This window comes from Wenxinia saemankumensis, assembly GCF_900141735.1.
Classification (GTDB): Bacteria; Pseudomonadota; Alphaproteobacteria; order Rhodobacterales; family Rhodobacteraceae; genus Wenxinia; species Wenxinia saemankumensis.
In genome coordinates this window covers 171,139-192,404 of sequence record NZ_FQYO01000005.1, presented here as the reverse complement: position 1 = coordinate 192,404, position 21,266 = coordinate 171,139, and the positions used below count along the sequence as shown (strand labels likewise).

Annotated in this window: 21 protein-coding genes; 11 read left to right on the top strand and 10 right to left on the bottom strand. The window is 72.4% G+C overall.

The window, feature by feature from the left end; genetic code table 11:
- The first annotated feature begins 293 nt into the window (after positions 1 to 293).
- Both BUE30_RS14560 and BUE30_RS14555 read left to right on the top strand, forming a co-directional pair.
- On the top strand, positions 294 to 1,034 hold the full coding sequence (locus BUE30_RS14560; RefSeq protein WP_073332576.1) for a rhomboid family intramembrane serine protease: 741 nt from the start codon (positions 294 to 296) through the stop codon (positions 1,032 to 1,034).
- 20 nt (positions 1,035 to 1,054) lie between these two features.
- A complete protein-coding gene (locus BUE30_RS14555; protein WP_073333020.1) occupies positions 1,055 to 1,423 on the top strand; it encodes a GFA family protein in 369 nt (122 codons plus the stop codon).
- A 39-nt stretch (positions 1,424 to 1,462) separates the two neighbouring features.
- Here the strand turns inward: BUE30_RS14555 and BUE30_RS14550 are convergent, their stop codons facing one another.
- Together BUE30_RS14550 and BUE30_RS14545 are read right to left on the bottom strand one after the other, a co-directional pair.
- The gene (locus BUE30_RS14550) at positions 1,463 to 2,257 is read right to left on the bottom strand and encodes an inositol monophosphatase family protein (protein WP_073332571.1); all 795 of its coding nucleotides are present in this window, start codon (positions 2,255 to 2,257) and stop codon (positions 1,463 to 1,465) included.
- Between the two features lie 368 nt (positions 2,258 to 2,625).
- The gene (locus BUE30_RS14545; protein ID WP_073332566.1) at positions 2,626 to 3,540 is read right to left on the bottom strand and encodes a LysR family transcriptional regulator; all 915 of its coding nucleotides are present in this window, start codon (positions 3,538 to 3,540) and stop codon (positions 2,626 to 2,628) included.
- 106 nt (positions 3,541 to 3,646) lie between these two features.
- Here BUE30_RS14545 and metF point away from each other — a divergent pair, with 106 nt between their 5' ends.
- From metF to ptsP, 5 genes are all read left to right on the top strand, one after another.
- Positions 3,647 to 4,516 carry a methylenetetrahydrofolate reductase [NAD(P)H] gene (gene metF / locus BUE30_RS14540; protein WP_073333018.1) on the top strand — a complete coding sequence of 290 codons (870 nt, stop codon included), beginning with the start codon at positions 3,647 to 3,649 and terminating at the stop codon, positions 4,514 to 4,516.
- 113 nt (positions 4,517 to 4,629) lie between these two features.
- A complete protein-coding gene (locus BUE30_RS14535) occupies positions 4,630 to 5,868 on the top strand; it encodes an aspartate kinase (protein WP_073332561.1) in 1,239 nt (412 codons plus the stop codon).
- A 210-nt stretch (positions 5,869 to 6,078) separates the two neighbouring features.
- Positions 6,079 to 6,597: a hypothetical protein gene (locus BUE30_RS14530; RefSeq protein WP_073332549.1), complete on the top strand. Its 519-nt coding sequence runs from the start codon at positions 6,079 to 6,081 to the stop codon at positions 6,595 to 6,597.
- A 173-nt stretch (positions 6,598 to 6,770) separates the two neighbouring features.
- Positions 6,771 to 7,439 (top strand): hypothetical protein, encoded by a 669-nt coding sequence (locus BUE30_RS14525; RefSeq protein WP_139300577.1) that lies wholly within the window; start codon positions 6,771 to 6,773, stop codon positions 7,437 to 7,439.
- Positions 7,440 to 7,532: 93 nt separating this feature from the next.
- Entirely contained in the window at positions 7,533 to 9,788 is a 2,256-nt protein-coding gene (gene ptsP / locus BUE30_RS14520) for a phosphoenolpyruvate--protein phosphotransferase (protein ID WP_073332539.1), read from the top strand.
- 55 nt (positions 9,789 to 9,843) lie between these two features.
- On the opposite strand, the gene BUE30_RS14515 is transcribed toward ptsP, so the two are convergent.
- A complete protein-coding gene (locus BUE30_RS14515) occupies positions 9,844 to 10,659 on the bottom strand; it encodes an EcsC family protein (protein WP_073332534.1) in 816 nt (271 codons plus the stop codon).
- Positions 10,660 to 11,044: 385 nt separating this feature from the next.
- Positions 11,045 to 11,626, bottom strand: a complete 582-nt coding sequence (locus BUE30_RS14510) for a GNAT family N-acetyltransferase (RefSeq protein ID WP_073332530.1) — start codon at positions 11,624 to 11,626, stop codon at positions 11,045 to 11,047.
- A gap of 119 nt (positions 11,627 to 11,745) precedes the next feature.
- Here BUE30_RS14510 and BUE30_RS14505 point away from each other — a divergent pair, with 119 nt between their 5' ends.
- The 4 genes from BUE30_RS14505 (at position 11,746) to BUE30_RS14490 (ending at position 14,462) form a co-directional block, all read left to right on the top strand.
- A complete protein-coding gene (locus BUE30_RS14505) occupies positions 11,746 to 12,351 on the top strand; it encodes a flavin reductase family protein (RefSeq protein WP_073332525.1) in 606 nt (201 codons plus the stop codon).
- A gap of 183 nt (positions 12,352 to 12,534) precedes the next feature.
- Positions 12,535 to 12,807 carry a hypothetical protein gene (locus tag BUE30_RS14500; protein WP_073332521.1) on the top strand — a complete coding sequence of 91 codons (273 nt, stop codon included), beginning with the start codon at positions 12,535 to 12,537 and terminating at the stop codon, positions 12,805 to 12,807.
- 123 nt (positions 12,808 to 12,930) lie between these two features.
- On the top strand, positions 12,931 to 13,794 hold the full coding sequence (locus BUE30_RS14495) for an S-methyl-5'-thioadenosine phosphorylase (RefSeq protein WP_073332516.1): 864 nt from the start codon (positions 12,931 to 12,933) through the stop codon (positions 13,792 to 13,794).
- Entirely contained in the window at positions 13,791 to 14,462 is a 672-nt protein-coding gene (locus BUE30_RS14490; protein WP_073332512.1) for a DUF2927 domain-containing protein, read from the top strand. The genes BUE30_RS14495 and BUE30_RS14490 overlap by 4 nt, the downstream gene beginning before the upstream one ends.
- On the opposite strand, the gene BUE30_RS14485 is transcribed toward BUE30_RS14490, so the two are convergent.
- From BUE30_RS14485 to BUE30_RS14460, 6 genes are all read right to left on the bottom strand, one after another.
- Positions 14,450 to 15,871 carry an FAD-binding oxidoreductase gene (locus tag BUE30_RS14485; RefSeq protein WP_073332508.1) on the bottom strand — a complete coding sequence of 474 codons (1,422 nt, stop codon included), beginning with the start codon at positions 15,869 to 15,871 and terminating at the stop codon, positions 14,450 to 14,452. The genes BUE30_RS14490 and BUE30_RS14485 overlap by 13 nt on opposite strands.
- Before the next feature lie 241 nt (positions 15,872 to 16,112).
- Positions 16,113 to 16,916 (bottom strand): MBL fold metallo-hydrolase, encoded by an 804-nt coding sequence (locus BUE30_RS14480; RefSeq protein ID WP_073332503.1) that lies wholly within the window; start codon positions 16,914 to 16,916, stop codon positions 16,113 to 16,115.
- A 443-nt stretch (positions 16,917 to 17,359) separates the two neighbouring features.
- Complete coding sequence (locus BUE30_RS14475) at positions 17,360 to 17,944, bottom strand: GNAT family N-acetyltransferase (protein ID WP_073332499.1); 585 nt, start codon at positions 17,942 to 17,944, stop codon at positions 17,360 to 17,362.
- Positions 17,944 to 19,209, bottom strand: coding sequence for a M16 family metallopeptidase (locus tag BUE30_RS14470; RefSeq protein WP_073332494.1), 1,266 nt, complete (start codon positions 19,207 to 19,209; stop codon positions 17,944 to 17,946). The genes BUE30_RS14475 and BUE30_RS14470 overlap by 1 nt, the downstream gene beginning before the upstream one ends.
- Positions 19,206 to 20,597 (bottom strand): threonine synthase, encoded by a 1,392-nt coding sequence (gene thrC, locus BUE30_RS14465; protein ID WP_073332491.1) that lies wholly within the window; start codon positions 20,595 to 20,597, stop codon positions 19,206 to 19,208. The genes BUE30_RS14470 and thrC overlap by 4 nt, the downstream gene beginning before the upstream one ends.
- Entirely contained in the window at positions 20,597 to 21,265 is a 669-nt protein-coding gene (locus BUE30_RS14460; RefSeq protein ID WP_073332488.1) for an SURF1 family protein, read from the bottom strand. The genes thrC and BUE30_RS14460 overlap by 1 nt, the downstream gene beginning before the upstream one ends.
- Position 21,266: the final 1 nt, after the last annotated feature.

The following is a 21,266-nucleotide window of genomic DNA, read 5'->3' as shown; positions in this document are numbered from 1 at the left end:
CGACGAAAACGGTCGGGGGCGAGCTAGCAATCCCCCCGCCGGGGCGCAAGGCGCCGCCCGGCCGGGACCCGCCACGCCGCCGACGGCCGGCGGACTCGCCGCACCCTTGCTGCTGCCTGGCGCCTCTGCCTCTCGCAGCGGGGCGTCTTCCCTCTTCCTGCCGGCGGATGCGCCGGGGGCCTGCCGCGGACTGCGGGATCGCGGGCGCCCTCTCCCGATCGCCGACCCGATCCCGCCGGCCGGCAGCGACGCGGCACTGGACAAGCCGGCCCCCCCGCCCCACGGTCCCGCGCATGTTCCCGATCCGCGATCACAATCCGTCCCGGCACGTCCCGGTCGTCACGCTGGGCCTGATGGCGGTCAACATCGCGGTCTATCTCTGGGGGCTGGCCGTGCTGACCGACGACCGGGCGACCTGGGACTTCTATCTCGACTGGGCGTTGTTCCCCGCGCGCCTGTCGGACCTGCAGGGAATGCACACCCTCGTCACCTCGACCTTCCTGCATGCGGGGTTCTGGCACTTGGCCGGGAACATGCTGTTCCTCTGGATCTACGGCGACAACATGGAGGACGAGTTCGGCCGCGTCGGCTTCCTGCTGTTCTACCTCGCCGGCGGGATCGCGGCCTCGCTGCTGCAATGGGCGGCCGAGCCGTGGTCGCCGATCCCGGTGGTCGGCGCCTCGGGCGCGATCGCCGCGGTGATGGGGGGCTACCTGCTGCTCTTTCCCCGCGCCCGGATCGACATCCTGCTCTTCCTCGTCGTCTATGTCCGCACCTTCGCCGTTCCGGCCTTCCTCGTCCTCGGACTGTGGTTCGCGCTGCAGATCTTCGGCGGGGTGAACACGCCCACCGACGAGGGCGGGGTGGCCTACTGGGCCCATATCGGCGGATTCGCGGCGGGGCTGGCGCTGACCGTGCCGCTCTGGCTGCGGCTCGGCGGGCCGGGCTACTGGACGCGGACCCACGGCCATCCGCCCCACCCCGAAACGGCGATGGTCGAGAGCCGGGTGCCCGTCGTGCGGCGCAGGCGATGAGCGCGGAGCGCCCCGGCGCGATGCGCCTGACCTGCCATTGCGGCGCGGTCGAATTACGGGTCCGCCCGTCGGTCCCGCTGGGGGCCGCGCGCCATTGCGACTGCTCGTTCTGTCGCCGGCGGGCCGCCGCGACCGTCACGGTGCCGCTGGAGGATCTGGAGATCCTGCGCGGGGCGGAGGCGCTGACCCTCTACCGGTGGAACACCGGCACCGCGCACCACTGGTTCTGCAGGACCTGCGGCATCTACACCCATCACCGGCGGCGGTCCGCGCCGGAATACGGCGTCAATCTCGGCGCGCTCGACGGGGTCAATCCCGCCGAATACGAGCCGCTGCCCTGGGCGGACGGCGTGAACCATCCCTCTGACCGGGCGGACGGGGCGGGCTAGGGCTGCTGCGGGGCGGCGCCGGGCGCCGCCCGCGCGGCATCAGGCCTCGACCGAGCGCAGCAGGCCGGCGAAGCTTTCGAACACCTCGGGGTTCGCGGCGACGATGCGGCCGGTGCCGATCGGATCCTCGCCCTCGCGCAGGCCCTGGACGTAGCCGCCCGCCTCCTGCACCAGCACGATCCCCGCGGCCATGTCCCAGGCGCCGATCTCGCGCTCCCAGTAACCGTCGAGCCGGCCCGCCGCGACATAGGCGAGGTCGAGCGAGACCGCCCCCAGCCGCCGCACGCCGGCGCTTTCCGGCATCAGCCGGGCGAGGTCCTTCAGCGTCGCGGGCAGCGTCCGCTTGGCGCCGAAGGGGACGCCGGTGGCGAACAGGCACTCGGTGAGGCGCCGCCGGCCCGAGACGCGGATCCGCCGGTCGTTCATCCAGGCGCCCTCGCCCTTCTCGGCCCAGAAGAGCTCGTCCTTGGCGGGGTCGTAGACCACGCCCGAGACGATCTGGCCCTTGTGCTCCAGCGCGATGGAGATCGCCCAGTGCGGCAGCCCGTGCAGGTAGTTCGACGTGCCGTCGAGCGGGTCGACGATCCAGCGGCGCGTCGGATCCTGCCCCTCGATGGTGCCGCCCTCCTCGCCGAGGAAGCCGTAGGAGGGGCGCGCCTCCATCAGGATGTCGCGGATCGTCGCCTCGGCCTTGCGGTCGGCACGGGTGACGAAATCGCCCGGCCCCTTGGTCGAGACCTGCAGCTGCTCCACCTCTCCGAAATCGCGCACGAGGCCGCGGGCCGCGGTGCGGGCGGCCTTCACCATGACGTTGAGATTCGCGCTGCCCGCCATCTGGACTGCCTCCGGAATTCGCCGCTGTCGATCAGGGGGCGCGTATAGGCGTGGGGACCCGCCGCGGCAAGGGAGGGCGGCGGCCCGGGTCCGACCGGGGCGGACCGGTCGGAGCCGCCGCCCGGCGGGGCGGGGAAGGACGACGATGGGCGCCTCGCCCTCCCCCTCGATCCGGCGCCGGATCGGGCGGGCCATCGCCTGCCCCGCCCGGCGAGTTCCGGGACCCCCATGCGGACCCGAACGGAGGGAGCGGGGCGGGGCCGGCGGATCGGACGGCGCTCCCGGATCCGTCGGCGCCCCGGCCCAGGCGGTCAGGGGCGGGCCCGCGCGGGGCCGATCCCGCCCCCTGCCGTTCCGATGATGGCCGCTCAGACCTCGCTCGTGCGCTGCAGCTTCACCGCCTCCTGCCGGGCGAGGCGGATGAGATGGGCCATGAAGGGGCGGCTTTCCTCCCCCGCGCGGGTCGCGGCGTAGAGGCGCCGTGTCAGGCCGCCTTCGGTGATCCGCCGCGTGACGTGGTCGGCGCCGGTGCGGATGCCGCGCAGCACCCAGTCGGGCAGCACCGTCACGCCCCGGTGCGAGGCGACGAGCAGCAGGATCACGGCCGTCAGCTCCACCCGCCGGATCACCGCCGGCTCCACCCCCGCGGGCGTCAGCAGCTCGGTGAAGACGTCGAGGCGCGAGCGGTCGACCGGGTAGCAGATCAGCGTCTCGCCCCGGAAATCCTCGGCCGTGACGAAGGGCTTCCCGGCCAGCCGGTGCCCCGCCCCCGCGACGAAGACCGGCTCGTAGTCGAAGAGCGGGGTGAAGACCGTCTCGGCATCCTCCTCGGGATCGGAGGAGATGACCACGTCCACCTCCTCGCGGCGCAGGGCAGCCAGCGCGTCGAAGGCGCGACCGGGCCGGATGTCGATGTCGATCTCGGGCCAGGCGCGGCGGAACTGCTCGAGCACCGGCAGCAGCCATTCGAAACAGGCATGGCATTCGATGGCGATGTGCAGCCGCCCCGCCCGCCCGGTCCGCAGGCCCGCGAATTCCGCCTCGATGTCGTCCACCATCGGCAGGATGCGCTCGGCCGCCTCGAGCAGGCGCCGCCCCGCGGCCGACAGCTTCATCGGCTTGGACCGCCGGACGAACAGCTCGACCCCCGCCTGGTCCTCGATCCCGCGGATCTGGTGGCTGAGCGCGGATTGTGTGATGCCGAGGCGGTCCGCGGCCCGGGCCAGACCGCCGGTATCGTGGATCGCCTTGATGGTCCGCAGGTGCCGGAACTCGATATGCATCTGGCTCGCTCGTGCAATGCAACTCATCATGAGGATGAGAGTTATGAGTTTGTCTCACGGAGGCATCCGTGGGACAAGGCATGACCAGCCGATGAGAGTGACCGAGATGACCCGCCCCGCCGCCCTGTCCTTCGAGTTCTTTCCGCCGAAATCGCTCGAGGCGTCGTTCCGCCTGTGGGATTGCGCGACGACGCTCGCCCCGCTCGACCCCGAATTCGTGTCCGTGACCTACGGCGCCGGCGGCACGACCCGCAAGCTCACGCACGAGGCGGTCGCGGCGATCCACAAGACGATGGGCCTGCGCGTCGCGGCGCACCTGACCTGCGTCGACGCCACCAGGGCCGAGACGATGGAGATCGTCGACGGCTATGCCGAGGCCGGGGTGAGCGAGATCGTCGCGCTGCGGGGCGACCCGCCGAAAGGATCCGGCGGCTTCGCCGCCCATCCCGAGGGCTTCGCCGGCTCGGTCGAGCTGATCGAGGCGATCGCGGCGCGCGGCGGCTTCAACATCCGCGTCGGTGCCTATCCCGAGCGGCATCCCGACGCCGCGACCGAGGCCGCGGATATCGAGCATCTCAAGCGCAAGATCGACGCGGGCGCGACCAGCGCGATCACCCAGTTCTTCTTCCAGGCCGAGACGTTCTTCCGCTTCCGCGACGCCTGCGCGAAGGCCGGGATCGACGCGCCGATCATCCCCGGCATCCTGCCGGTCGAGAACTGGGCGGGCTGCCAGAAATTCGCCGCCGCGACCGGCACCTCGATCCCGCCGCTACTGCGCGAGGGATTCGACCGCGCGGCCGCAGATGGCAGCGCCGAGCTCTATGCCACCGCCGTGGCGACGCAGCTCTGCGACAACCTGCTCGAGGGCGGAGTGGAGCATCTGCACTTCTACACGCTGAACCGGCCCGAGCTCACCCGCGACGTCTGCCACGCGCTCGGCCTCGCCCCGCCGGTCGCGCTGGAACAGGTGGCCTGACCGGAGCGGCCGGACGGGCGCCTCCCGTCCGGCCCCGCCATTTCCGTCCCGCCTTGCCCCCCGCCCGGCCCTTGCCTATAGGGCACGCCGGACGGCCAGGGACGACGCGATCAATGCCCATCCTCGTGATGAAATTCGGCGGCACCTCCGTCGCCAATCTCGACCGCATCCACCGGGCGGCGAAGCGCGTCGCGCTGGAGGTGGCGAAGGGCTACGACGTGATCGTCGTCGTGTCGGCCATGTCGGGCGAGACGAACAAGCTGGTCGATCATGTCGCCGGCACCTCGCCGCTCTACGACGCGCGGGAATACGATGCCGTCGTGTCCTCGGGCGAGAACGTGACCGCCGGCCTGATGGCGCTGCGCCTGCAGGAGATGGAGATCCCCGCCCGGTCCTGGCAGGGCTGGCAGGTGCCGGTCCGCACGACCAGCGCCCATGCCTCCGCCCGGATCGAGGAGATCCCGCCCGCCAACATCCTGACCAAGTTCGCCGAAGGGATGCGCGTCGCGGTGGTCGCCGGCTTCCAGGGGATCAGTCCGGAGGGCCGGATCACGACGCTGGGCCGGGGCGGGTCGGACACGACCGCCGTCGCCTTCGCCGCCGCCTTCGACGCCGAGCGCTGCGACATCTACACCGATGTCGACGGTGTCTACACGACGGATCCCCGGATCTGCGAGAAGGCGCGCAAGCTCGACCGCATCGCCTTCGAGGAGATGCTGGAACTGGCCTCGCTGGGGGCCAAGGTGCTGCAGACCCGCTCGGTCGAGCTGGCGATGCGCTACAAGGTGCGCCTGCGGGTGCTGTCGTCGTTCGAGGAGCCGTCCGAAGAGGCCGGCACGCTCGTCTGCGCGGAGGAGGACATCATGGAAAGCAACGTGGTCGCCGGGGTCGCCTACAGCCGCGACGAGGCGAAGGTGACGCTGATCTCCGTCGCCGACCGTCCCGGCATCGCCGCCGCCATCTTCGGCCCGCTGGCCGAGGCGGGGGTGAACGTCGACATGATCGTGCAGAACATCTCGGAGGACGGGCGCACGGACATGACCTTCTCCTGCCCGCAGGACCAGATCCTGCGCGCCGAGCAGGCGCTGGCCGCGGCGCGGGGAAGCGAGGCGATCGGCTATTCCGACCTCGTCGTCGACCGGGCGGTGGCCAAGGTCTCGATCGTCGGGATCGGGATGCGCTCGCATGCCGGGGTCGCGGCCAAGATGTTCGCCACGCTTCGCGACGAGGGGGTGAACATCAAGGTCATCACCACCTCCGAGATCAAGGTCAGCGTGCTGATCGACCGCAAGTACATGGAACTCGCGGTGCAGGCCCTGCACGACGCCTTCGGACTGGACCAGGCCGCCTGATCGCGCGTCGCGGCCGGACCTGACGCCGCGGCCCGGCCGGAACCGGCCGAGGCGGCGGGCGCCGCCCGGCAGGATCCGGCCCGTGACGGCCCGGCCCCGCAACCCGTCATCCTGCTCGCCGTTCTGTTCCTGCAAGGCGCCGGTGCCCCGTCCCACCCCGGACGGACGGACCCAGCGCTCCACGAGAGCAGAACGCAGGAGGACGAACCGATGCGCAGGAATCTCGAACTCGCCGCCATCGCCCTGATCGCAGGCACCCTGTCGGGGAGCGCGATCGCCCAGTCGACGGCGACCGACCGCAACGGGCAGGCGACCGGCATGGACGATACGATGTCCACCGAAGGGGAGGCCGGGGCCGACCTCTCTTCCGACGCCGGGGCCGCGCCGGACTGGACCGGCAGTTTCGACAGCTACGGCTCGGTGATCGCCAGCCTGCGCGCGCAGGACAGTGACGCCGCCCGCACCGCCATCGGCTTGGTGGAAAGCGCGGAGAGCGTCGCCTTCGTTCGCCTGTCCGAGTTGAACGGCAATGGCGCCGAGAACGGCCAGGCGCTCGACAATGCGATCTCGGCAGAGAGCGCCGACATGGCCTCTTTCGTGGCCGAGCTCGACGCGTCCGAGCCGGTGCGCGACGCGCTGGAGGCGAACGACTACACCGCCTCGGACGTGGTGGCCTGGAGCAGCGGCAGCGGAGGCAGGCTGACGCTGGTCATCGACGACCGGGCCTGACCCCCCGGAAGAGACCTTGGACCGGTCAGGGAAGGGGTGCGCGCCGCGCGCCCCTTCCTGCGTTCCGGCCCGGCGAAGTTCGGCCGGCACAGCCGCGGGCCGGGAACGGCAGGTCGGTCCGGTCGGTTCAGCCGGCAATGGGGCAAGACCCTGACAGGAGAAGATCCATGCTCATGCGAACGACGAAACTCGCCGCAATGGCCGCCGCCGCCCTCGCCCTCGCCGCCCCCACGCTCGACGCCCAGGGGAATGGCAACGGGAACGGGAACGGGAACGGGAACGGGAACGGGAACGGGAACGGACGCAACAACGGAAACGGCAACGGTAACGGCAATGGCAACCGCGACTTCGTTCCGCCGGGCCATGGCGGCACGCCCCCGGGCCAGCTCCGCCGCGCCGCGCCCGGGGAGTATCGCGAGGACACCGTGGTCGTCGTTCGCCGGATCTACGTCGTGCCGGAGGAGGACATCGTCGAGGACGGGATCGTCGACTATGACGAGGAATACGCGACCGACGAGGACGCCGAGGGCCTGACCTACGGCGCGCTCGTCTCGGGCCTGCGCACCGGCGAGATGGACCTCACGGCAGAGGATCTGGACGGCGTGACGGGAATCGACGTGGTCGATCTCAGCGCACTGCCCGGCGAAGGGGCCGAGAACGGGCTGGGGCTCTACCAGGCGCTCGCGGACGATCCACAATACACGATGGACCTGCAATCCCTCATCGCCGGCACCCCCCTGCTGCGGGACGCGCTGGTCGGTGCCGGATACGAGGTGGCGGACATCGTCGCCTGGACGGTGCAGGGCGAGCAGCTGCTGTTCATCAACGACGATCTGCGCTGACGGCAGGGCGGCGGGCGGGACTTTGTCCTTTCCGCCGCCCCGGCCCCTGTGATCTAAGCGGGCGACGGAAACGAAGCGTTTCGAGGACCCGCCATGGCCGATGCCCGCACCGAGACGGAGAGCCGCAAGCTCCTCGGCCGGCTGCGCGACGTCATGGCGGAGGACAGCGCCGGGCAGGAGCGGCTCGACCGCATCGTGCATCTCATCGCCTCGTCGATGCAGACCGAAGTCTGCTCGATCTACCTCTTCCGCGACCCCGAGACGCTGGAGCTCTGCGCGACCGAGGGACTCGATGCGGGCGCCGTGCACCAGACCCGCATGCGCCTCGGCGAGGGTCTCGTCGGGCGCGTCGCCCGGACCCGGATCGCGGTGAATACCGCCGACGCCCCCTCGGCACGCGGCTTCCGCTACATGCCCGAGACCGGGGAGGAGCGGTTCTCGTCCTTCTGCGGGATCCCGATCCAGCGGCTCGGCGACACGCTGGGCGTCCTCGTCGTGCAATCCAAGGATGCGCGCGAATACACGGCCGACGAGGTCTACGCGCTGGAAGTCGTGGCGATGGTGCTGGCCGAGATGACCGAGCTCGGCGCCTTCACCGGCGAGGGGGCCGCCCTGTCGGCCCGCCATACCCGCGCGGCGATGTTCCGCGGCACCCAAGGGCAGGAAGGTGCGGCCCAGGGCCGGGTCTGGCTGCACGAGCCGCGCGTCGTCGTCACCAATCCCGTCTCGGACGACCCCGAGGCCGAGCTGACGCGCCTGCGCGAGGCGGTCGACCGGCTGCGGCTGTCGGTGGACGACATGCTCTCCTCCGCCCGCACGATGGATGCCGAGCAGGTGCAGGTGCTCGAGACCTACCGCATGTTCGCCAATTCCCGCTCGTGGATGCGGCGGATGGAGGCCGACGTGGAAAGCGGCCTGTCCGCCGAGGCGGCCGTCGAGAAGGAACAGTCGCAGGCCCGCGTCCGGATGGCGCAGGCGGGCGACCCCTATCTGCGCGAGCGGCTGTCGGACCTCGACGACCTGTCGAACCGGCTGCTGCGGATCCTGACCGGCCAGGGCCGCGACACCGGGGCCGAGATGCCCGAGCGGCCCGTCCTCGTCGCGCGCAACATCGGGCCGGGCGAGCTGCTCGACTACGGCAAGCGGCTGAAGGGCATCGTGCTGGAGGAGGGGTCGGTCGGCAGCCATGCCGCCGTCGTCGCCCGCGCCTGGGCGATCCCGCTCGTGATCCATGCCCGCGGCATCCTGACCGAGGCGCTGAACGGCGACACGATCCTCGTCGACGGCGATCAGGGCATCGTCCACCTGCGCCCCGACGAGCAGGTGAAGAACGCCTTCGCGGACAAGATCGCGATGCAGGCCCGCGCGATGGAGCGCTATGCCTCGATCCGGGACGAGCCCGCGACGGCGCGCTGCGGCACGACGATCGGGTTGCACATGAATGCCGGCCTGATCGCGGATCTGCCCTCGCTCCCCTCCTCGGGGGCCGAAGGGGTGGGGCTGTTCCGGACCGAGCTGCAGTTTCTCGTCCGCAACCAGATGCCCAAGCGGGGCGAGCTGGAATCCATCTATTCGCACGTGATGGACAGCGCGCGCGGCAAGCGCGTCGCCTTCCGCACGCTCGACATCGGCTCGGACAAGGTGCTGAGCTACATGAAGCCCACGGACGAGCCGAACCCGGCGATGGGCTGGCGGGCGATCCGGGTGGGACTCGACAAGCCGGGCGTGCTGCGGATGCAGCTCCAGGCGCTGATCCGCGCCGCGAAGGGGCGGCCGCTGAGCGTCATGTTCCCCTTCATCGCCGATCCGCGCGAGTTCCGGGCCGCGCGGGACGAGTTCGACAAGGCCATGGAGCGCGAGCGGATCCTCGGCCACCTCCTGCCCGAAAGCGTCGAGGTCGGCGCGATGCTCGAGACGCCGAGCCTCGTCTTCGCCAATGACAGCTTCTTCCGCGAGGTGGATTTCCTGTCGGTCGGGGGCAACGATCTCAAGCAGTTCTTCTTCGCCGCAGACCGCGAGAACGAGCGGGTGCGCCGGCGCTACGACACGCTCGACGTCAGCTTCCTCAACCTGCTCGACACGATCGTCGAACGGTGCCGGTCCAACGGCACCCCCCTCTCCTTCTGCGGCGAGGATGCGGGCCGCCCGGTCGAGGCGCTGGTCCTCGCCGCGCTCGGCTTTCGGACGCTGTCGATGCGGCCGGCCTCGATCGGGCCGGTCAAGCACCTGCTGCGCCGCGCCCATCTGGGCGAGGTGCGCGGCATCATCGAGGCCGCCCGCAACCGCGGCCACCACGTGCGCGAGGCGGTCACGGACTGGATCGCCGCCCAGCCCCCTGCTCCGGATTGAGGCGACCGGGCGAAGACCCGGCTCCGACGCAGGCCGCCCCGGCCCGGGCGCGGGATCAGGCGCGGGTCACCGGCGCAGAGGCGCGCGCGAGCTCGGCGTGGAACGCATCCAGCACCTGCGCCTCGCCATGCTCGCGGATCAGCTCGCGCAGGCCGAAATGGACGTGGGCGAGTTCGACGTAGTAATCGACGAAGGCGTAGTTGATGCCGGCTCCGGCCACCGCCCCGACCAGCGGCACGGCCCCGGCGGCGAGCTTCTGACCCAGCACGGCGGCGAAGCGCGGCGCGACCCGGCCGATCAGCGTGTGGATCGCCGGGCCGGTCAGGCCCAGCCGCGCGCCGATGAAGGAGGTGTCGATCCCGTCATCCGCCTCTCCCGGCAGGCCCGCGCCGAAGACGCGCAGGCATTCGGCGCGCGTCGCCTCGGCGGTGGGATCCTCGCCATGCGCCTCGGCCACGCCCTGCACGGCGCGGAAGATCACGGCCGTCGTGACGGGAATCTCGGCGAGGACGGTTGGCAGGCCCCCCGCCCCGCCCAGCGCGCCCGAGACGGTGCCGAGCGCGCGGTGATGCCAGTCGGTGCCGACCCGTGCGGCGAGCGGCCCCCGGCGGCTGGCGGCGGCGGCGTCGTAGGCCCGCGACAGGGCCGAGCGCGCGGCCCCCTCGATCTGGCCGCGCGCGCCCTTGGGTAGGAACTTCATCCCGTCCTCGACCTGCTTGCCGGCCAGCGAGATGACACGCATCACCACCCCGTTCGCCGCGCGCTGGCGCCGGGCGAGGCCGGCAATCTCCGTCCGGGCCGCCTCGGTCAGCGGGGCGGGCGGATGGTCGGGGTTCACGTCGCGCAGGGGGCGGCTCTCGGGATCGCTCATGGCACCGAAGATGGGGGGTCGCGGGCCCGCGATCAATCTCCCGCGAAGGTGGATCGCAGGGCGCGGCGCCGGCCGCCGAGGGGACCCGCGGCTCCGTCACGGGACCCGGGCGGCGCGCCGAGCATCGCGCCGCCCCCCCCCCCGGCGACGCGCGCGGGGCCCTTCCGGCGCGCGGGAACGCGGGCCCGGCCTGCCCGGGCGGATCCCCGGGCGCGGCGGCACGATCCGCAGCGGGGCGCCGTCCCCTCGTGCGGGCGCTTGCCCTCGCGGCGCGCCCCCGCGCCCATCGCGGCAGAGCGCGGGCGGGCCCGGTCGGTCCCCGCCGCGCCGATGCGCCAGTGCGCCGATCGGAGACCGGTCCGGCGGCGGCCATGACGGTGCGCCTTCAGTCGGGGGCGCGCCGCACCTCGCCGGTCACGCCGACCCAGCCGCCGGGGGACAGCGCGATGCCCAGAACGCGGTCGGGATTGGTGGGGGGCGGCATCTCCACCCCCGCCAGCTTGCGGAAGCCGAAGCGGCGGTAATAGGGGTAATCCCCCACCAGCATCACCCGGGCCCAGCCGATGTTGCGTGCGATGCCGAGGCACCGGAACATCAGGAGCGCGCCCAGCCCCTCGCCCTGCCGCGTGGGATGGACCGCGACCGGCCCCAGCAGCAGCGCGGGCCAGCCGCCGCCCCCGTGCCCCCCCTGCGGGTCGGGGCCGGCCGGCCCCCGATCCCGCGTCCCGTCGGCCCCGACCGCCGGCCCGCCGCCGATCCGCACCGGCCAGACCCGGATCGCCCCCGCCAGCACCCCCTCGCCGTCATGCGCGACGAGGCAGAGCGGCGCGACCGGATCGACCCCCTCGCGCAGCCGGTAGGACGAGAGCGCCGTCCGCCCCGGCGCGAAACAGGTATCGTAGAGGGCCTCGACCTCCCACCAGTCCGCCGGCCGCTCCTGTCGCAGATGGTATCCCGGCCCGGCCATGGCGTCCCCGTCGAAGCTGGACCCGCGCCTAGCACGCGGCTAGGTCGGGTTCCAGATCGGGGCCCGCCCCATCCGCGCCGCCGGCGCAGGCCCCTGACGCCACACGAGGATCCGCCCGCATGTTCTACCGACCCGAGGATGGCCACGGCCTGCCGCACAACCCCTTCAACGCGCTGGTCAGCCCCCGCCCGATCGGCTGGATCTCGACCCGGGGGGCGGACGGCTCGCACAACCTCGCGCCCTATTCCTTCTTCAACGCGGTGGCCTACACCCCGCCGCAGATCATGTTCGCCTCGACCTCCGCCAAGGAGGATCGCGGCGACACCAAGGACAGCGTCGCGAACATCCGCGCGACCGGGGTCTTCTGCGTCAACATCGTCTCCTACGCCTTGCGCGACGCGATGAACGCGACGTCCGGCCCCTGGCCGAGGGAGACGGACGAATTCGCCCATGCCGGGCTCGAGAAGGCCGGATGCGAGAGCATCGACTGCCCCCGCGTCGCCGCCGCCCCCGCCGCGCTGGAATGCCGTCTGACCGAGATCGTGACGCTGAAGGGGGCGCACAACTTCCTCGTCCTCGGCGAGGTGACGGGGGTGCATATCGACGAGGCCGTGCTGGCCGAGGGCCTGGTCGACTACGCGCGCTACGAGCCGCTCACCCGCCTCGGCTACAAGGACTACGCCCGCATCACCGAGACCTTCGCGCTGACGCGCCCGGGGCAGTAGTCGGGGCCGGTAATCGGGAACAGCAATCAGGGCCAGAGATTTCCGCCCGTGATCCGGGCCGGTCAGGGCCGTCCTTCACCCGCGCCCCATCCGTCCGGACGGAACCTGCGCCCCCCTCCGGCATTGCCTCGCCGAGGGAACCGGGCCGGCGGCCCGGACCGCCGCGAGCGACGAGGACACGACGTGAAGACAGCGATCCACCTTCTCGGCGGGGCGATGCTCCTCGCCGCCTGCGAGACGACAATCCCGACCGCCGTTCCCGAGAACCTGCGGGACGACATGCTGCCCAGCGCCGAGGTTGCCGCCTTCCAGCGGGTCGACGCGAGACTGGGCTACGAGGATGCGCGCATCGGCTACGATCCGGACGGCTGCGCCATCTACGAGGCGACCGGCCCCGACGGCCGCCCCTATGCCGAGTCGCTGCGCGGCGAGGATCGCGGCCCCATCTGCCCCTGACCCGCGGTGGCCCCGGCGGCCCCGGTCGCCCGCGCTGCGGGACCAGCCCGTCCGGCGCCGGCGATCTTGCCACGCCGCCGCGCGCTGGTCATGCTCTCCGCCAGGGGAGAAGGGGCAGGCGGCATGACACGCAGACTCGGCATCGTCGGCGGCAGCGGCGTCTACGGGATCGACGGGCTGCAGGGCGGCCGGTGGGAGGAGATCGAGACGCCCTGGGGCGCGCCCTCCGACGCCGTGCTGCGCGGCGAGGTTGCGGGGATCGACGTCGTCTTCCTGCCCCGCCACGGGCGCGGCCATGTCCACGCCCCGGGCGACCTGCCCTACCGCGCCAATATCGCCGCGATGAAGATGTCCGGCGTGACCGACCTCGTCTCGATCTCGGCAGTGGGGTCCTTCCGGGAGGAGATGGCGCCGGGCGATGTCGTGATCGTCGACCAGTTCATCGACCGGACCCGGGACCGCCCCGCCAGCTTCTTCGGGGCGGGCTGCGTCGCGCATGTCTCGCTCGCCCGTCCGGTCTGTCCGCGCCTCGCCGGGATCGCGGCGGCGGCGGCCGAGGCCCCGGGGGCGCGCGTCCATCGCAGCGGCACCTATCTCGCGATGGAGGGTCCGCAATTCTCGACCCGGGCGGAGAGCCGGCTCTACCGCGACTGGGGCGCGGACGTGATCGGAATGACGAACATGCCCGAGGCGCGGCTCGCCCGCGAGGCCGAGATCTGCTACGCCTCGATCGCGATGGTCACCGATTACGACGCCTGGCACCCCGGACATGACGCGGTGGACGTGGCCGCCGTGCTGGCGGTGCTGAAGGCGAACGGATCCCGCGCGCAGGCGGCGGCCGACGCCCTGCCCGCCCGTCTCGGCCCCGCCGGCCCCTGCCCGCATGGCTGCGACCGCGCGCTCGACCATGCGGTGATGACGGCGCCGGACCGGCGGGACCCCGCACTGGTCGGGCGACTGCGCAGCGTCGCGGGGCGGGTGCTGTGAGGGCGGCGGCCCTCTGCCTCGCGCTGGCCGCCGGCCCCGTGGCCGCGCAGGAGGATTACATCGCCACGCATGGCCGCCTGACGGACGAGGAATTCTACCGTCTCGTCGCCTGCGGCGCCCCGCCCGGCGGAGAGTGCGACATGCCCTTCGTCCGCTGGCCGCGCGAGGCGGCGCGGGCCCTGCCGATCGCCCTCGCCCCGCCGCCGCCGGGCTATTCTCCGGCGCTCGCGGCCGATCTCGAGGGCGCGCTCTCGCGGGCCATCGCCGAGATCAATTCGGCCGGCGCCGCGATCCGCCTCGTCCGGGCCGAGGCGAAGGGCCTGCCCCCCGCCATCACGGTCACCCCGCTGAACTACGGCAACGGCGAGCGGATCGCCGGGTCGGGGATCCCCGACCTCGAAGGCAGCACGATGGGCGCGGCCTTCGTCTACATCTGGTGGGACGGCCGCCACCGGATCACCGAGGGGCGGATCCTGATGGCCGACGACCTGCCGCAGGACGAGGTCTATCCCGTCCTGCTGGAGGAACTGACCCAGTCGCTCGGCTTCATGATCGACATCCGCAATCCCGCCTACGAGCGCGACAGCGTCTTCTCGGAGGACAGCAACAGCGTCACCCGCCTCGGCGCGCAGGACCGGGCGGCCCTCCGGCGGCACTATCCCCGCTGAGGCGGCCGCAGCACCGCGCCGGGATTCATGATCCCGGCCGGGTCGAGCGCCGCCTTGACGGCGCGCATCATCGAGAGCTTCGCCGGGTCGCCGTAGCGCTCCAGATCCGCGACCTTGAGCCGGCCGATCCCGTGCTCGGCGCTGATCGAGCCGCCCCGGGCCGCGACCATGTCGTGCACGCAGCGCTGGATGTCCCCCTTGACGGCGGCGTAATCCTCGCGCCGCCGACCCGGGACCGGGAAGGCGTTGTAATGCAGGTTGCCGTCGCCGAGATGCCCGAAGCAGTTGATGCGGATCTCGGCGATCCGCGCCAGCTCGGCCGGGGCCTCGGCGACGAAGCCCGCGATCTCGCTCAGCGGCAGCGACACGTCGTGCGAGGCGATGGCGCCGACGGCCCGGTTGCCGAGCGGGATGCTCTCGCGCAGGTGCCAGAGCGCGGCGCGCTGCGCCTCGGAGGTGGCGAGGACGCCGTCCACGGCCAGGCCTGCCTCCATCGCCGCCTCGAACAGCCCCTCCAGCGCCTCCGCCGCCGATTGCCCCGCGCCGAGGCCGAGATCGACGAGGACCGACCAGTCCGGCATCGGATCCATCGGCATCGCGATGTCGAAGCCCGTCTCGCGCAGGAAGGCGGGTCCGGCGGCCGAGATCAGCTCGAACCCCGAGACGCCCTCGCCCACCCGTGCCTGCGCGAGCGCCAGCAGCTCCAGCGCCGCCCCGGGGCCCGGAACGGCGATCAGCGCGGCCCCTTCCGAGGCGGGGCGCGGGACCAGCTTCAGCGCGGCGGCGGTGATGATCCCCAGCGTGCCCTCGGCCCCGATCAGCAGGTCGCGCAGGTCGTAGCCGGTATTGTCCTTCCGCAGCCGCGTCAGCCCGTGCCAGATCTCGCCCGTCGGCGTCACCGCCTCGATCCCGAGGCAGAGCGCGCGGGCATTGCCCCAGCGCAGCACCGCGGTGCCGCCCGCATTGGTCGCGAGAAGTCCGCCGATCCGCGCCGACCCTTCCGAGGCGAGCGAGAGCGGGAACAGCCGCCCCGCCCCCTCGGCCGCGTCCTGCACGTCGGCGAGGATCGCGCCCGCCTCGGCCACGAGCACGTTCTCCTCCGGCCAGACCTGCCGGATCGCCGCCATCCGCTCGAGCGTCACGATCAGCGGCACAGCCCCCTCGGCCGCGATCTGGCCGCCGACGAGGCCGGTGCCCCCGCCCCAGGGCACGATCCCCACCCCGGCCGCCGCGCAGGCCCGGACGAGGGCCGCCACCTCCCCGGTCGAGCCCGGCGCCACGACCGGCCCCCGCCCGGCCCAGCGACCCCGTGGCTCCTCGTGGTAGCGGGCGGGCTCCCCGCGGATCGCGAGGCCGGGGATGTCGGCGGCGAGCGCGGCGACGAAGTCGGGGGTGGCGTCTTTCGGCATGGCGCGAGGAAGCACGGCCGCCCCACCCTGCGCAAGCGCCACGCGCGCGAGCCGGGCGGGCCGCCCGCGTACGTCCCGGCCGCGTCCGGCCCTCCGGGGCACGCGGCGCGCCCCCGAGCGGGTCCCGCGGCGGCTGCCCCCCGCCCCGGATCCCGGGCGCCCGCCCCCCTCCTTCGCAGGGTCGCAAATACCGCGGCCGCCGGTCCCCGATGCGCGCGGCGCCGGGCAGGCGCGGGGCGGCTCACTCCCCGAGGAAGGACGGCTCGAGGATCATCACGGTCGGGCGCGACGGCAGGCGCTCGCGCGACATCACCAGCTCGGCGCCCTCCAGCCGCACCACGTCGAACCCCGCCTCGGCCATCCCGTCGGCGAAGCGGCCGAGCGGGACGGGACCGAAGGCATGGATCGGGATCACGACCGAGGCCCGGAGGCGCTCCATCGTCGCGATCACCTCCTCGATCGGCAGGGTCAGCCCTCCGTCCACCGCGACCATCGCGACGTCGACCCGGCCCATCGCGGCGTAATCCTCCTCGGTCGGCTCGTGATGCAGATGCCCCATATGGCCGAGGCAGAGTCCCGCCGCCTCGAACAGGAAGATCGAGTTGCCGTCCGGAATCCGTCCCCCCCGGCCGTTCCGGATATCGGTCGGCACGTTGCGGATCCGCATCTCGCCGAGGTCGAGATCGTGCGCGGCCGCCGCCCCCGCCTCGCCCCAGCCGTTCAGCACATGCGGGATGGCCGGGTCGGGGACGCGGGTGAAATGGGTCGTGTGGGCGCGGTTCATCGTCACCACGTCGGGGACGAGGTCCACGTTGCCCAGATATCCGTTGAAATCGGTGACCGCCCGCAGCGAGGGCGTCTGGATCAGCACCATCGAGTGGTCGACATAGGTCAGCCGCACGCTGTCCGGGGCGACGGGGTCGGTCCATGCGGCCGTCTGCAGCCGGGCCGGCCCCTCGGCGAAGGCGAGGCAATGGGACGGGATCCGCTCCTGCGCGAGGGCGGGCAGCGGCAGGAGGACGGCGGGGAGGAGATGGCGCAGCATGGGCGCCACGCTAACCCGCTCCACGCCGCCGCCGGGATCACGCTCGCGCGAGGGTGGCCGCCCGCCGGGGGCGGGAAACGGAGCCGGGCGCGAGGTCGAGGCTGGAGGCGGCCCGGGTCCCGGCCAGCAGGCTTGCCGCAGCCTGCTGCCGGTCGGGCGGGCGACGGGATCGGCCGCGCCGCGGGGCAGGTCCGGGGTGACGGGCGTCTCGCCTGCGCGCCGGCACGCGTCGGGCGGCCCGTGGCAGGCGGGGCCCCGGTCCGATGCCGGCAACCCCATCGTGGGGGATCGCCAGGTCGCCGACTGCCGGGGCAGAGGAGGGCCGGCACGCAGGAAAGGCGGGGGCGCGGTCTGGAGGCACGCAAGGCGCGTAGACCCGCGCTGCGATGGCGCGGTCGTCCCGGGCCGCGAGCGCCCAAGTCCGGGCGCCGGGCCATACCGGGTCAGCCGGCCTCGGTCCGGCCCCGGCGATCGGCGCGCAGGTTGGCGTAGAGGACATGGTTCCGCCAGCGTCCGGCGATCTGCAGGTAGCTCTGCGCCACGCCCTCGTACTTGTAGCCGCAGCTCTCCAGCAGGCGGCGCGAGGGCGTGTTCTCTGGCAGGCAACCCGCCTCGATCCGGCTGAGATCCATCCGGGTGAAGGCGTGATGGACGACCGCCCGGATCGCCTCGCGCATGTAGCCGTGCCGGGCGAAGGGCTGTCCGATCCAGTAGCCCGTCGTGCCCGCCTGCGCGGGTCCCCGCCGGATGTTGTCCAGCGTGATCGCCCCGACGAGCTGCCCGTCCTGCCTGCGCACGAGGAAGAGCGGCAGCGCCCGTTCCTGCGCGATGGCGCGCTGCGCCCAGTAGACCCGGTTCGTGAAGCTCTTCCGGCCGAGATGATCGGCCGCCCAGGTCGGCTCCCACGGCTTGAGAAAGTCGGCGCTGTCGGCGCGCAGGCTCGTCCACGCACGGAAATCCGAATGCTGGGGCGGGCGCAGGACGAGACGCTCGGTCTCGATCTGCAGCTTCGGCCGCCGCGCGAACATCAGGCGGCGAGCCTGTCCTTCAAGGCGGCGAGGCCGGGGGCCCGCTCCGCCGGTCCGTAGAGGGTCAAGGCCAGCCGGCCCTCCCCCGCGAGCCGGGCGCCGAAGGCGCGCACGTCCTCCACGCTGACCGCGTCGATCCGGCCGACCACCTCGTCGAGATCGGGCACCCGGCCCCAGATCGCGATCATCCGCGCCAGCCGCTCCGCCCGGTGCGAGGGGCTTTCCAGCCCCATCAGCATCCCGGCCTTCATCTGGGCCCGGGCGCGGTCGATCTCGGCCAGGCTCATGTCGTCGGCCGAGCGCCGGATCTCGGCCATCGTCAGGTCCGACAGGGGCGCGATCTCGGCCGCGGACGTGCCGGCATAGATGGTGACCAGCCCGGTATCCTCGTAGGCGCCGGCCTGGGCGAAGATCGTGTAGCACAGGCCCCGGTTCTCGCGCACTTCCTGGAACAGGCGCGAGGACATGCCGCCGCCCATCGCGGTGGCCCAGACCTGCGCGGAATAGATGTCGTCCGACCGGTAATGCGGGCCCTCGAAGGCCATCGCGAAATGGACCTGCTCGAGCCCCTTGTCGACGCGCCTCTCTCCGCCCGCGAAGCGGGCGGGCTCGAAGGGCTTGCGCTCGCCCCGCCGCTCCAGGTGGCCGAACAGCCGCTCGGCCGCGCGGCAGATCTCGTCGTGATCCACCGCGCCGGCGGCGGAGAGGATCATCCGCTCGGGCCCGTAATGCTCGGCCACGAAATCGGCCAGCGCCGCGCGGTCGAAGGCGCCGACCCGCTCGGCCGGGCCGAGGATGGTGCGCCCCAGCGCCTGGTCGGGATAGGCGACCTCCTGCAGCCAGTCAAAGATGATGTCGTCCGGCGTATCGAGCGCCTGCCCGATCTCCTGCAGGATCACCCCGCGCTCGACCTCGATCTCCTCGGGGGAGAAGCGGGGATTGAGCAGGATGTCCGCGATCACCTCCAGCGCCAGGCCGACATCCTCGCCCAGGACGCGGGCGTAGTAGGCGGTCATCTCGCGGCTGGTATAGGCGTTGATGTAGCCGCCCACATCCTCGATCGCCTCGGCGATGGCGAGGGCCGAGCGCGTCTTCGTCCCCTTGAAGGCCATGTGCTCGAGGAAATGGGCGATCCCGTTCTCCTCGGGCCGCTCGTGCCGCCCGCCCGCCGTCACCCAGATCCCGATCGAGGCCGATTTCAGACCCGGCATGTCCTCGGTCGCGATCCGCAGACCGTTCGGCAGGGTGTGGAGGCGGACTGTCACGCGGATACCTTCGACAGGATGAGATCCTGGAGCGCGGCGAGGTCGTCCGGCACATCCGTCACTCGTTCCGGGCGGTCATACAGGTCGGCCATGCGCGAGGGAAGGGGCGGCCGGTCGCCCGTCGCCGCCTCGACCGCGTCCGGGAACTTGGCCGGATGCGCGGTGGCGAGCGTGATCATCGGGACGGCGCCCAGATGCGCCTCCGCGACATGCACGCCGACGGCGGTATGCGGGCAGAGTGTCTCGCCCGTGGCGGCGCGGGTCCGGGCGATGGTGGCGGAGGTCTCGTCCTCGCTGGCGCGGCCGCTGTCGAACTGCTCCCTGAGGTACTCCCAGGCGCCCTGCCCCACCGCGAAGCCGCCCTCCTCGGCCAGCGCCCGCATCTGCGCGGAGGTCACGTCGCCGTCGCGGCCATAGGCGTCGAACAGCACCCGCTCGAAGTTCGAGCTGACCTGGATGTCCATGGACGGGCTGATCGAGGGCGTGACGCCCGCCTTGCGCTGCTCTCCGGTCTGGAGCGTCCGGTGAAGGATGTCGTTCTGGTTCGTCGCGACCACGAGCCGGTCGATCGGCAGGCCCATCCGCTTGGCGACGTAGCCGGCGAAGACGTCACCGAAATTGCCGGTGGGCACGGTGAAGCTGACCGGCCGGTGCGGCGCGCCGAGCGCGACGGCGGAGGTGAAGTAGTAGACGACCTGCGCCAGAACCCGCGCCCAGTTGATCGAGTTCACGCCCGCCAGCCGCACCCGGTCGCGGAAGGCGTGGTCGTTGAACATGTCCTTCAGCCGCGCCTGGCAGGCATCGAAATCGCCGTCGAGCGAGAGGGCATGGACGTTGTCCTCCCCCGGCGTCGTCATCTGCCGGCGCTGCACCTCCGACACCCGGGGGCCGGAGGGGAACAGGATGAAGACATCGACGTTCGACAGGCCCCGGAACGCCTCGATCGCGGCGCTGCCGGTATCGCCCGAGGTCGCGCCGACGATGGTGATCCGCTCGCCCGACCGCGCAAGCGCGGCCTGCATCAGCTGGCCGATCAGCTGCATGGCGAAGTCCTTGAAGGCCAGGGTCGGCCCGTGGAACAGCTCGAGCAGGAAGTGGTTCGGCGCCAGCTGCCGCAGCGGCGCGCGCGCGGGGTGGCCGAACCCCTCGTAGGCGCGGGCGATCAGCGGGCGAAGCTGGTCGTCGGTGAAGCTGCCGGCGACGAAGGGGCGCAGCACGCGCAGCGCGACCTCCTCGTAGGGCAGGCCGGCAAGGGCGGCGATCTCCTCCGCGCTCCAGGACGGGATCTCCTCGGGGACGTAGAGGCCGCCATCCCGGGCGAGGCCGGTCATCATCGCCTCCTCGAAGCTGAGGGACGGGGCCCGGCCGCGGGTCGAGACATAGCGCATCAGGTGGGCTCCTCGGTGTCGCGGGCCACGCCGGGATCGGGGCGGCGGGCCCGCAGGATCAGGAAGACGGACATCACCGCCCAGACCAGCGCCATGCCGAACCACTGGATCGCGTAGCCCAGGTGATTGTTCGGGATGCCGTCCGATCCCACCGGCAGCGGCGTCGCCCCCGGCAGGGGCGGGTCCATCTCGCGGACGACCAGCAGGATCGGCTCGGTCCCCAGCGCCTGCGCCATGCCCTCCAGGTCACGGGCGGGGCGGGCATTGGGCTGGTCGAGGCGGACGGGGCTGCCGTTGCCCTCGGGCGATTCGAGATTGCCGGTGACTGCGACCTCGCCTTCCGGCAGGGGCAGGTCGGTCCGGACCGGGACGAGACCGAGGTCGATCATCACCCGCCTTTCCCCGGCCTCCAGCACCGCGACGGCCATCTCGGCCTCGGCCGAGTAGACGAAGCGGATGACCGGCCCCACGACACGGCCGGTCGCGGCGACGGCGAGGTAATCCTCGCTCGCGGCAGGCAGCGGGACCGGATCGGCGGCGATGGCCGCGTCGATCCGCGCGATCATCTCCTCCTTCTGGTCCAGCCGCGCCAGCTGCCAGAGGCCCAGCGCGACCAGCGCCGCCGTGCCGGCGACGCCGAGGATCAGGGGAAAGAGGAGACGGCGCATG